At 60.9% G+C, this 11,010-nt stretch carries 11 protein-coding genes; 6 read left to right on the top strand and 5 right to left on the bottom strand.

Annotated features, from left to right (window positions below; genetic code table 11):
- The first annotated feature begins 19 nt into the window (after window positions 1–19).
- Window positions 20–910, top strand: coding sequence for a LysR substrate-binding domain-containing protein (locus tag ACIOVD_RS07365; protein WP_401126903.1), 891 nt, complete (start codon window positions 20–22; stop codon window positions 908–910).
- Window positions 911–1,082: 172 nt separating this feature from the next.
- Entirely contained in the window at window positions 1,083–1,460 is a 378-nt protein-coding gene (locus ACIOVD_RS07360) for a cytochrome c (protein WP_159996601.1), read from the top strand.
- A gap of 51 nt (window positions 1,461–1,511) precedes the next feature.
- Here the strand turns inward: ACIOVD_RS07360 and ACIOVD_RS07355 are convergent, their stop codons facing one another.
- The 4 genes from ACIOVD_RS07355 to ACIOVD_RS07340 all read right to left on the bottom strand — a co-directional run bounded on the left by ACIOVD_RS07355 (window position 1,512) and on the right by ACIOVD_RS07340 (window position 6,293).
- On the bottom strand, window positions 1,512–2,510 hold the full coding sequence (locus tag ACIOVD_RS07355) for an XdhC family protein (protein WP_401126901.1): 999 nt from the start codon (window positions 2,508–2,510) through the stop codon (window positions 1,512–1,514).
- Window positions 2,511–2,567: 57 nt separating this feature from the next.
- On the bottom strand, window positions 2,568–4,817 hold the full coding sequence (locus ACIOVD_RS07350) for a molybdopterin cofactor-binding domain-containing protein (protein ID WP_401126899.1): 2,250 nt from the start codon (window positions 4,815–4,817) through the stop codon (window positions 2,568–2,570).
- The gene (locus tag ACIOVD_RS07345) at window positions 4,817–5,272 is read right to left on the bottom strand and encodes a (2Fe-2S)-binding protein (RefSeq protein ID WP_095171962.1); all 456 of its coding nucleotides are present in this window, start codon (window positions 5,270–5,272) and stop codon (window positions 4,817–4,819) included. The genes ACIOVD_RS07350 and ACIOVD_RS07345 overlap by 1 nt, the downstream gene beginning before the upstream one ends.
- Window positions 5,273–5,360: 88 nt before the next feature.
- Complete coding sequence (locus tag ACIOVD_RS07340; RefSeq protein ID WP_401126897.1) at window positions 5,361–6,293, bottom strand: AraC family transcriptional regulator N-terminal domain-containing protein; 933 nt, start codon at window positions 6,291–6,293, stop codon at window positions 5,361–5,363.
- 160 nt (window positions 6,294–6,453) lie between these two features.
- Between ACIOVD_RS07340 and ACIOVD_RS07335 the strand changes: the two genes are divergently transcribed.
- The 4 genes from ACIOVD_RS07335 to ACIOVD_RS07320 all read left to right on the top strand — a co-directional run bounded on the left by ACIOVD_RS07335 (window position 6,454) and on the right by ACIOVD_RS07320 (window position 10,349).
- The gene (locus ACIOVD_RS07335; RefSeq protein WP_401126895.1) at window positions 6,454–7,503 is read left to right on the top strand and encodes an NAD(P)-dependent alcohol dehydrogenase; all 1,050 of its coding nucleotides are present in this window, start codon (window positions 6,454–6,456) and stop codon (window positions 7,501–7,503) included.
- 49 nt (window positions 7,504–7,552) lie between these two features.
- A complete protein-coding gene (locus tag ACIOVD_RS07330; RefSeq protein WP_401126893.1) occupies window positions 7,553–8,749 on the top strand; it encodes an MFS transporter in 1,197 nt (398 codons plus the stop codon).
- A gap of 223 nt (window positions 8,750–8,972) precedes the next feature.
- A complete protein-coding gene (locus tag ACIOVD_RS07325) occupies window positions 8,973–9,263 on the top strand; it encodes a hypothetical protein (protein WP_095171955.1) in 291 nt (96 codons plus the stop codon).
- Between the two features lie 39 nt (window positions 9,264–9,302).
- Complete coding sequence (locus tag ACIOVD_RS07320) at window positions 9,303–10,349, top strand: alpha/beta hydrolase family protein (protein WP_401126891.1); 1,047 nt, start codon at window positions 9,303–9,305, stop codon at window positions 10,347–10,349.
- A 12-nt stretch (window positions 10,350–10,361) separates the two neighbouring features.
- On the opposite strand, the gene ACIOVD_RS07315 is transcribed toward ACIOVD_RS07320, so the two are convergent.
- Window positions 10,362–10,925 (bottom strand): dihydrofolate reductase family protein, encoded by a 564-nt coding sequence (locus tag ACIOVD_RS07315; RefSeq protein ID WP_401126889.1) that lies wholly within the window; start codon window positions 10,923–10,925, stop codon window positions 10,362–10,364.
- Window positions 10,926–11,010: the final 85 nt, after the last annotated feature.

Raw genomic sequence — 11,010 nt, 5'->3', positions numbered from 1 at the left:
TTTAGGAAAACTAAATCTTATGGCCACCTCACTGCCCCTGCTCGCCCTGCGCACCTTCGTCGAGGTTGGCCAACGCGGCAGCATCAAGGCTGCCGCTCAAGCGCTGAGCGTCACCTCCGGAGCGGTCAGCCAACAGATCCGCCTGCTGGAAGATCGAATCGGCCTGGCGCTTTTCACTCGCCAGAGAAGCGGCTTGCGCCTGACCGAAGCGGGAGCCAGCGTTCACCCTTCCCTGCTCCAGGCGTTCGAGCAAATGGAGCAAGCGCTGCAGTCGCTGGAACAGATCAAGTCTCGCCAGACCCTGACGGTCAGCACGGTCGCAACGTTCGCCGCGTCGTGGCTGGTGCCGCGCCTGGGGCGTTTCAACCTGCGCCACCCGCACATTGAGGTGCGGGTCGAGGCGACCTCCGCCGTGATCGACATGCGCCGCGATCATGTGGATGTGGCCCTGCGACATGGCTTGGGGGTCTACCCCAACCTGCACGTCAGCCGCCTGATGGCGCCCGTCCTGGTGCCGGTGGCCAGCCCCGGGTTCGTGGCCGACCACTCCATGCCTGAAGAACCGCAGGAGTGCCTCGACTTTCCACTGCTGCACGACTCTGACCGGGCAGACTGGCCCCTGTGGTTGACCGCACACGGCGTGGCGAAAGACCCGCGCGCAGAACGCGGGACGGCGTTTGAAGATGACTTTCTGCTGATCCGTGCAGCGGAGGCCGGCCAGGGGCTGGCCCTGGTGCCCGTGGAATACGCCAGAGACGAAATCGCCGCCGGCCGCCTCGTGCAAGTCATGGATAAACCTTGGCCGGCACGCTTTGCCTACTACGTCGTGACGCAACCGGAGGCGATGCAGCGCGATGAGGTCAAGGCGTTCGTTGCGTGGGTCATGGAAGAAGCCCAGGGCATGAATTAAAGGCACCCCTGCGGCTAATGCTGATCAGTTAAGCGACGCCGTCCATTGTGGGAGCGGGCTCGCCCGCGATGGCGGTGTGTGGCCAGCGCAAATGGTTGTGTGTGCCGACACGCGGGCTGATATCTTTGCCGCGCGCCGAAACGCGGCCACTCCATCAAGGAAGATGAAAACCATGAAAGTATTATTGATCGCTTCGCTAGGACTTTTCTCGCTGACGCAGACCGCACTGTCCTTGGCCGATAATGCCAACGGCAAGAATCTTTTTACCCAGAGATGCTCCATGTGTCATGGCGCGGATATCAAGGGAACCGGACCTCTGGCCAACAAAAGCAACCCGCCGACACCGGACCTGACCACAGCCACTTTCAAGAAACGCTTGAGTGATTATCCGGGCGTTATTGTCTCCTCGATTATCCTGCGCCCCAATGGCGACCTGATTCCCCGGACCTTGCGCGAGAATGGTGTAAAGGTGGCGCCGCACGCGTGGAGCGTTAACGATTTTCGCGATTTGAATCAGTACATGAGTGCTGTGATTGCAAAAACCCGATGATTACGAGATGAGCGCTGGGCGCGGCAATCCAAGCGAACGACTGAGCACTCCTTAGTGCGCTTTGGACCTGGCAATTGACAACTCTCTCGGCAGGCTGGCCCCATTCTTGGCGGCAAGGATCTCGGCCATCACGCTGACGGCGATTTCCGCGGGCGTCTTGCTGCCGATGTAGATGCCGATCGGTCCGTGCAGACGCTCAAGCGACGCTTGGGTCTCAGCAAAATGCTCGATCAGGCGCTCGCGGCGCAGCTGGCTGTTGCGCCGCGAGCCAATGGCACCGATGTAGAACGCCGGTCCGTGAAGGGCTTCGAGCAATGCGAGATCGTCGAGTTTGGGATCATGACTCAAGGCGACGATGCAGGTTCGCAGATCGACCGCGAAGTCACGAACCACGTCATCGGGCATGCCGACAATGCACTCCACGCCGGCCACCGCCCACGTCTCGATGTACTCGGGACGTGGATCGCAAACCGCCACTTTGAATCCGTTGAACAACGCCATGATGGCCAGGTACTCGGCCAGCGCGCCGGCTCCGATCATCAGCATCCGATACCCCGGTCCCAGGGTATTGAGCATCTGCTGGCCGTCGAAGCTGAATTGCTCAGGGGTCTGCGTGGGTTCGAGGGTGACCTGCCAGGGTTGCAGTACCAGGCGGCGGCGCACCAGTCGCCCGGCGTCCATTTCGGCCAGCAGTTCATCGAGCGACCGCCAGGACGGGCTGAACTCCAGAATCAGCTCAAGCGTACCGCCACAGGGCAAGCCGAAACGGTGCGCTTCATCGGCGCTGACGCCATAGCGCACTACCTCGGGTGCGCCGTCCTTCAGGCCACTTCCGCCATGGGCTGTGGTGTAGCGATGGATCAGGTCATCCTCAATGCAGCCACCGGACACGCTGCCCACCACCCGACCGTCGTTACGCAAAGCCATCATCGACCCTACCGGGCGCGGTGAAGAACCCCATGTGCGCGCGACAGTGGCGAGCAGCACGCGCTCGCCGGCGGCGAGCCAGTCCCGCACGGTGCGCAGGACCAGCAAGTCGATGCTTTCCATCTGGCTCTCCTCTAGCGTATGTGGTGTACCAGGCACGGCCAGCCATCCAGGCGCAGATCAGGTGAAGGTGTGCCGGCTCATGGGCAGGCTACGAACCCGCTGGCCAGTCAGCGTAGCCACCGCATTGGCGACAGCGGGCGCGACGGCGGGCAGTGGCGGTTCGCCGATGCCACCCATTTTTCCCCCGCTCTCGACAACCCGCACATGTACCCGGGCCATCCGCGCAGGCGCCAGGATCGGGTACAAGTCAAAGTTGCGAGCCCGGGGTTTGCCATCCACCCACACCGACTCCTCCACCAGCGTTTGAGACAGCCCCAGAGCCACGGCGCCATTGACCTGGGCTTCGACGATAGCCGGGTTGACGATGCTGCCGGGGTCAATCGCCTGCCAGATATCGTGCACCTTGACCTGCCCGTTCTCGATGGACACCTCGGCGATCACGGCAGTCTGCGTACCGAACGGCGAAGCCATCGCTATGCCGCGCGCACGTTTGCTACCGTCCTCGGCGGTAAACGGCCCGCGCTTCCAACCGCCCGACAGTTCACTCACAGCCTGCAGCAGCGTGGTCAGGCGCTGGTTGTCACGAAGCAGGTGCAGGCGCAGTTCGAACGGATCCTTGCCGCCCTTGTCAGCCAGTTCGTCAAGAAACGATTCGTAGAAGAAGTCGTTGAGGGAATTGCCCACCGAACGCCAGTAGCCCAGCATGGCCGGGCCTTTGACGTAGATCTGCGCGATTCGCTTGTTAGGGATCGCGTAGGACTTGCCTGACAACCCTTCGAGCGCCGTAGGGTCGAGCTTGTCACCCTGCTTGCCCGCGATGGCCTCGCTAGGACCTTCAGTGGCACTGATCGCTTCGATCGCCAGCGGCCAGCCATCGTTATCCAGCGCGGCGCGAAAATTGACCGAGGCAACGGGACGGAGCACGTCACGCAGGAACTCTTCCTCTCGACTCCAGATCAGTTTGACCGGGCGGCCAACCGCCTTGGACAACTCGATCGCCTGGGGATAGGGACTGGCTGAGTCGTAGAGGAAATGCCGACCGAAGAAGCCACCCAGCAGTGGCGAATGCAAGGTGATGCGAGACGGATCCAGCCCCGTGCGCTTGGCTATGTCTGCAAGAAACATGTCCGGCGCCTGATTAGGTAGCCAGACCTCCAGCGATCCGTCCGGATTGAACCTGGCCAGCGCAGAAGGCGGTTCCAACTGCCCGTGGTTCAGGTACTGGTTGTGGTAGGTGGCGTCGACCCGGGTCTTGGCGTCAGCAAGAATCGAAGCAACGTCCCCTTTGTGTTCGTCATCCCTGGCCAGCCCCTTTGCGTTAGCGAGTCGCTTGAGCCAGTCGTCGCTGGAAAAGTCTGCGGGCATCGGTCGCACTTTGCTGTCGAGCGCTGGCTCCTGCCAGTCGACCTGAATCGCCTCCACCGCACGTTTGGCGTGCCACCAGCGCTCGGCCAGCACTGCCACGGCACCCGGCAGACGATGCACGGAATGCACGCCTTTCATGGCCTTGACCTGGTCTTCGTTACGCAGGTTGCCCACCGTCATACCCAAGCGCGGGGCATGCTGAACGGCGGCATGCAGCATGCCATCGACCTTCAGATCGATGCTGTAGAGCGCCTTGCCGGTGGACTTGTCGTAGGCATCGATGCGCTTTACCGGCTTGCCGATCCAGCGAAACTGGCTCGGATCACGCAGTTGCACGCTGGCAGGATCGGGAACTGGCAGGTCCATCGCACGCTCGGCCAACTCACCGTACGCCAACGAGCGGCCCGACGCGGCATGCACCACCTTGCCAGGTTCGGTGGTCAATTCGCCCACCGGCACCCCAAGCTTCTCCGCGCCCGCTTGCAACAGCATGGCGCGGGCAAGTGCGCCGAGGCGGCGCATGACCGGGTAACTCATGCGCACCGACATGCTGCCGCCGGTGACACGCATGCCATTCTCCATCACCACAAAAGCCTCGCCGGGCGGCGCGGCTTCGACCAGGAAGGTCGCCGGGTCGGCGTCCAGTTCTTCACCGACGATCTGCGCCATCGCGGTGAACGTACCCTGCCCTCCTTCCATGAAGGGACACAGCAGGCGTACGCGGTTGTCCGGGCGGATCTCCAGAAATGCCGGAACCTGGGTGCCGCGCCCGGCAGTCGTGGCTGCCGCAGCTTGCACCCGGGTCGCACCGAGCGGCAGGCCGAAACCGAGGACCAGTGCGCCGACGGCGGTACCGGTCAAAAAACGTCTGCGCGACACATTGATCGGATCGTGCAGAGCGAATGCCGATGCCTCAAGGGACGGATCGATACGTACGTTCATCACACGCTCCCCTTGGCAGCAAGCTCATGCATCGCGGCATGAATAGCGTTGTACGTGCCGCAGCGGCACAGATTGACCATCGCGGCCTCGATCTGCGCGTCACTCGGCTCGGGGTTTTGTTTGAGCAGCGCGGTGGCTGCCATAACCTGCCCGGACTGGCAGTAGCCGCACTGGGCGACCTGAAGATCGACCCAGGTCGCGACAACCCGCTTCCCTACTTCATCGGCCTCGATGGCCTCGATGGTGGTGATCTCCCGGCCAACCACACCGGCCACCGGCATGATGCACGAGCGCACCACATTGCCGTCCACCAGCACCGAGCAGGCGCCGCATTGCGCCAGCCCGCAGCCGTACTTGGTACCGGTCATGCCCAGGTCATCACGGATCACCCACAGCAAGGGCGTATCGGCGTCGGCATCGACCTGATAGGTCTTCTGGTTGATTCGTAGTTCCATGGTTCACCCGCTTGATCATCGGTTGACGAGCATTGTTTTAAGCGGTGAAACGCTGCGAGGCGTACCACCGGTAAAGCTGTTCTTTCGCTCAACTTGCCGCGTTACCGAGCCCTTCGGCCTCGAATGACTGCCCACGCAGCAGCGCCATGTCACGACTGGGTGCGGTGCCGAACAGGCGGCCATATTCGCGGCTGAACTGTGAGGGGCTTTCATACCCGACGGCGAACGCCGCCCGTGAGACGTCCAGGCGCTCCGTCAACATCAGCCGACGGGCCTCGTTCAGGCGCAGCCACTTCTGGTATTGCAGCGGGCTCATGCCGGTGAGCTGGCGGAAATGATGGTGGAAGGTGGGTGCGCTCATCTGCACCCGCGCCGCCAGTTCGTCAATGCGCAGCGCAGCCGTGTAGTTGAGCTTGAGCCAGTCGATGGCTTTGGCGATGCGATAACCCTGGCCATCGACGGCGGTTATCTGCCGCAGCCGTGCCCCTTGATCGGTACTCAGCAGCCGATAGTGGATTTCCCGCAGAATCAGCGGCGCCAGCACCGGGATCGCCTCCGGTTCATCGAGTAATGCCAGCAGGCGATCGAGCGCGCCTTCCAGGGCGAACGACATGCTGCCAATGCCAGCGCCTGAACCCATGACTGGAATTCGCTTGGCAGGCAAGCCGACCTTGGCGATGACCTCGGCAAGCATGCTGACATCCAGTTTCAGCACCAGGCCGACACAGGGTTGTTGGGGACTGGCGAGAATCACTTCGGAGTTGGCTGGTAGATCCAGTGACGTGACCAGGAACCGCGAATGGTTGTAGCTGTAACCCTCACCACCAACCCACAACCGCTTCGCACCACGGCCCACCAGTATCAGGCTCGGCTCAATCATGCACACGGCGGGGGGCGCCGGCTGGTCGCGACGAAACAGCGACAGGCCGGGTATGGATGTGGCGAAGTCACCCGCCTCGCTCACGCGCGGGTCAATGTTCAACGCCAAGGGTGACTCATGGCGCAGGGGGTTGGGATTCATGTCAGGTCGCTCCTGTTGACTGAACTCTAGTGCGCCCACGCTGCGTTTCCTATCCACCGCCCTGCATCGCCATAGGATTAGGCAAGCATTCAAGCGGAATGCACTAGGGCAGAGGCAAATCGACCGGGAGAATGTGTCGAACTGTTACAGGAGAGCCACAATGGAAGTCTTCGCTTATGGCGCCCATGCGGGCGACAAACCGCTTGAACCCTTGCGCATCACTCGTCGTGATCCCGGCCCGGAAGATGTGCAGATCGAGATCGCCTATTGCGGCATCTGCCACTCGGACCTGCACCAGGTGCGCGCCGAATGGCAAGGTACACAATTTCCGTGCGTGCCCGGTCACGAGATCGTCGGCCGTGTCTCAGCCGTAGGCCTGAAGGTCGCCGGGTTCGCACCGGGTGATCTGGTCGGAGTCGGCTGCATCGTCGACAGCTGCAAGCATTGCCAAGAGTGTGCCGAAGGCCTTGAGAACTACTGCGACAGCATGATCGGCACCTACAACTTTCCAACGCAGGACGCACCAGGCTGGACGCTCGGTGGCTACTCGCAAGCGATCGTTGTCCATCAGCGCTACGCACTGCGCATTCGCCACCCCGAAGCACAGCTGGCGGCCGTTGCGCCGCTACTGTGCGCGGGCATTACCACCTGGTCGCCGCTGCGTCACTGGAACGCCGGCCCCGGGAAAAAAGTCGGCGTGGTGGGCATCGGTGGCCTGGGTCACATGGGCATCAAACTGGCCCATGCACTGGGCGCGCATGTGGTGGCTTTCACCACGTCCGAATCCAAGCGTGAAGCCGCCAAAAGCCTGGGCGCCGATGAGGTGGTGGTCTCAAGCGATGCGCAGCAAATGACCGCGCACCTGAAGAGCTTCGATCTGATCATCAACACCGTCGCCGCCCCCCACGACCTGGATGCCTTGCTGGTACTGCTCAAGCGCGACGGCGCGATGACACTGGTGGGCGCGCCCGCCTCGCCGCATCCAGCGCCCAACGTGTTCAACCTGATCATGAAACGTCGAACCCTGGCGGGATCGATGATCGGCGGCATCGCGCAAACCCAGGAGATGCTCGATTTCTGCGCCGAGCACGGCATCGTTTCGGACATCGAGCTGATACGTGCCGAGCACATCAACGAGGCTTACGAGCGGATGCTCCAGGGTGACGTCAAATATCGTTTTGTGATCGACACCGCAACGCTGGCGGGGTGACCAACGGCGCACGCAAACCATCACGCTTTTCGCAAGACAGGTAGTTCCCATGACTGTTCGCGCTACAGAAAAACGCGGCTGGAGCGCCGTGCTGGCCATGTCGTTGGCCGCATTCGCTTTGGTTGCTTCAGAATTCATGCCCGTCAGCCTGCTAACCCCCATTGCGGCGGAGCTGAACATCACGCAAGGCCAGGCAGGCCAGGGTATTTCCGTGTCCGGTGCATTCGCATTAGTCACCAGCCTGGTCATTGCAACAATTGCCGCTCGCGTCGAGCGCAAGAGGCTGCTGCTGTGCCTGATCTTGCTGATGATCGTCTCAGGTACGGTCGTCGCCCTCGCGCCAGGCTACCCCTCCTTCATGCTGGGGCGTGCCTTGATCGGTATCGCTATTGGCGGCTTCTGGTCATTATCAGCGGCGACCGCCATGCGCTTGGTGCCGCCTGATCAAGTTTCCCGGGCGCTGGCCATGGTCAATGGCGGTAACGCTCTGGCTACGGTCATCGCAGCCCCGGCGGGGAGCTTTCTTGGCTCGCTGATAGGATGGCGCGGGGCGTTCTTGTGTGTGGTTCCGGTCGCAGCGCTTGCAGCCGTGTGGTTGCTGATCAGTCTCCCGACCTTCAAGGTCGAGCGTAACGTAAGCAGCGGCAATGCCCTGCGGCTGATGAAGCAGTTGCCAGTCGCATTGGGCATGGTCGCCGTCAGCGTATTTTTCATGGGACAGTTCATGCTGTTCACTTACCTGCGGCCCTTTCTTGAGGTCGTCACCGGTGTCAGCGTTTCAACCTTGTCTTTGATGCTGTTGGGCCTGGGACTGGCCGGCTTTATCGGGACCTTTGTGATCGAGAGATTCATGGGCAATGGCCTCTACCGCACACTGACCGTGATACCTCTGATAATGGCTGTTATAGCGCTGGCTCTGGTGGCCTTCGGTGCATCGCCGTTACTGACTGCCGTGTTGCTCGGACTCTGGGGCCTGGTGGCGACTGCCGCTCCCGTTGGCTGGTGGACATGGCTGGCGCAAACGCTTCCTGATGATGCTGAAGCCGGTGGCGGCTTGCTCGTGGCCATTGTCCAGCTGGCTATCGCAGGAGGGGCAATCATCGGCGGCCTGGCATTTGACCTGAGCGGCTATAGAGCCACCTTCGAGCTGAGCGCGACTGTGCTGGTCATCGCGTCTGTTCTCGCTTGGCTAGCGGGTCGCAGTGCCACTGAAGTTCATCTCGCCGAGTCGAACGCGACAGCCTGACGAGATCAGGACCTGCCCAGCGAGCTACGTGACTCTGGGCAGATCGGTCGCTTCGCCGAAGACTGCACAGTGCACCCGCAGTTATTGAGCTGCGGGGACAATAAATCTGTCCCCTTTCCCTACTTTCTCTGGCGAGCCACTTTCAAGGCGCCTGCTATAGTCAGCCGGGTCGGTTCAAGGCTATAGCTGCAGGTAAAAAAACAAACTACTCAGGAGTTTGATTATGCGAATTCTATCGGCCACTGCGTGCATATTCCTGTTATCCCTGGCATTGCCAACGCTGTCCTTTGCCGGTTCGGACTGTGATGATGCGGGCAGTGCAAGTGACGTCAGAAACTGTTTAAAAAACAACAACGAGCAAAAAGGTAAAGGCAATTGCAATGACAATGGCAATTGCGCCAAGGCCAAGGACAAAGCCAAAAACAACGATTACGATGACGATCACTCAGTCAGTTGCATGAAGATCAACAACCTGACCTTGCGCCGTGAGTGCCTTGACCGGCGTAGAGATTGAATGAACTGATGTGATAGCGGGATCAAGGAAGAAACCACATTGAAAATAGCTTTTGGCACCCTGTTGTTGACCGGGCTGACGACTATCGCACTCGCTGACGAAAGCGCTGTCGGCTTCCAATCTTCCACGCTGGTGGACACGCACAATGACCGCGCACTGCAGATGGTGGTCTGGTACCCCAGTGCAACCACCGCCGCCACACAACTGATCGGCGATGATGCGGTGTTCGTCGGGGCGGCTGCGGTTCGGGACGCACCGCCCGCGGCTGGCAAGCATCCGTTGCTGGTGCTCTCGCACGGGTACAGAGGTAACTGGAGCAACCAGATCTGGCTCGCCAGTGCGCTGGCTCACAGGGGTTACATCGTCGCCGCCATCAATCACCCGGGCTCCACCACCCATGACCGCAGCCCTCACGCAGCGGCGCAGTTATGGCAGCGCCCGGTTGATGTGAGCCGAGCCATTGATAGTGTGACCACTCAACCTGAAAAATTCGGCGCGGTGGCCAAAGACCGAATTGCCGTGGCCGGCCATTCACTCGGCGGCTGGACCGCCCTGGAGATCGCCGGCGCGCAATTCGACCCAGACCGCTTCGCCCAAGACTGCAAGGCGCACCCGCAGTTAACCAGTTGCAGCGTCTTTGCACGGATGAACCCGGCAAGCACCTCACAATCAAAAGCCGCATTGACCGCCGATTTGCGTGATCAACGTGTCACTGCCGTGGTCACACTAGACGTGGGGCTTTCACGGGGCATGACCGATGCGAGCCTGGCGGCGCTGCCGATACCCGCGCTGGTAATCGCTGCCGGCGCCCCTTCGCATGATCTTCCTGCGCAGTTGGAGTCTGCCCACCTGGCCAAACGTCTGCCGGCGGCTTCAAGTCGTTACGTCGAAATCAGCGACGCGAGCCACTTCACTTTCTTGTCGGTGTGCAAACCGGGGGCGCAGGCACTGCTCGAAGAGGAAGTACCAGGCGATGGCATCATTTGCCAGGATGGCGACAGCGCACGTGCACGTGGGGTGATTCAACAGCAGGTGACTTCGCTGATCGCGGCGTTTCTTGAGTCATCTGCCGCCAGGCAACCCTAACCTTGTGCAATATCAGCCCATGCAACCAGCCGGTGCGAGCACTTGATAACGACTCTGGACAAATCCGTTATCCGATACTGATGAGGCAATCAGGCGTAAGCCCAGCTCATCAGCAAACTGGCTGAACAGTGGAATGCCTTTGCCCAACAACACTGGAATGCGCGTGATGACGATCTCGTTGATCAATCCCGCAGCAAGGAAAGCCTGGATGGTCTGCCCTCCATCTATGTAGAGATGCTTGAGACCTCGCGCCGCCAACTGCTCCACGATGTGTGCCGGGTCGCCGGCCAGCACATCGATCTTGCCCCTCAGTTCTTGTGGCAATGCCACCTTCCCATGCGAGAGCACTACGACTGGCGTGTTGTCGTAGGGCCATTGAGGAAAGGACAGCACCTTGTCCAGGGTCTTGCGTCCCATGACAATGGCATCAACCGTGGTCATGAATTCGTCGTAACTGAGCCCCTTCAAAGCCGCGCACTCGTACTCAGGCCGATGAAGCCACTCGATATCGCCATCAATCCTGGCAATGAAGCCGTCAACGCTGGCCGCGATGAACACCGAGCATTTTCTATCCATAGTCTGGGAACCTCCTGTTTGGGCGGTGTTTATAGCATGAGCTGACGCCCGAAATTCTTGGGGAAAAAATGATCACGCTGTAGTT

The organism is Pseudomonas sp. NPDC087626, from assembly GCF_044743405.1.
GTDB lineage: Bacteria > Pseudomonadota > Gammaproteobacteria > Pseudomonadales > Pseudomonadaceae > Aquipseudomonas.
Note: the sequence above shows the minus strand (reverse complement) of the source record. Positions and strands in the feature narration are given on the sequence as shown.

Coding starts and splice junctions, on each gene's coding strand:
- ACIOVD_RS07365 (WP_401126903.1), top strand. CDS start 20: ATGGCCACCTCACTGCCCCTGCTCGCCCTGCGCACCTTCGTCGAGGTT.
- ACIOVD_RS07315 (WP_401126889.1), bottom strand. CDS start 10,925: ATGGATAGAAAATGCTCGGTGTTCATCGCGGCCAGCGTTGACGGCTTC.
- ACIOVD_RS07325 (WP_095171955.1), top strand. CDS start 8,973: ATGCGAATTCTATCGGCCACTGCGTGCATATTCCTGTTATCCCTGGCA.
- ACIOVD_RS07330 (WP_401126893.1), top strand. CDS start 7,553: ATGACTGTTCGCGCTACAGAAAAACGCGGCTGGAGCGCCGTGCTGGCC.
- ACIOVD_RS07360 (WP_159996601.1), top strand. CDS start 1,083: ATGAAAGTATTATTGATCGCTTCGCTAGGACTTTTCTCGCTGACGCAG.
- ACIOVD_RS07355 (WP_401126901.1), bottom strand. CDS start 2,510: ATGGAAAGCATCGACTTGCTGGTCCTGCGCACCGTGCGGGACTGGCTC.
- ACIOVD_RS07335 (WP_401126895.1), top strand. CDS start 6,454: ATGGAAGTCTTCGCTTATGGCGCCCATGCGGGCGACAAACCGCTTGAA.
- ACIOVD_RS07345 (WP_095171962.1), bottom strand. CDS start 5,272: ATGGAACTACGAATCAACCAGAAGACCTATCAGGTCGATGCCGACGCC.
- ACIOVD_RS07350 (WP_401126899.1), bottom strand. CDS start 4,817: ATGAACGTACGTATCGATCCGTCCCTTGAGGCATCGGCATTCGCTCTG.
- ACIOVD_RS07340 (WP_401126897.1), bottom strand. CDS start 6,293: ATGAATCCCAACCCCCTGCGCCATGAGTCACCCTTGGCGTTGAACATT.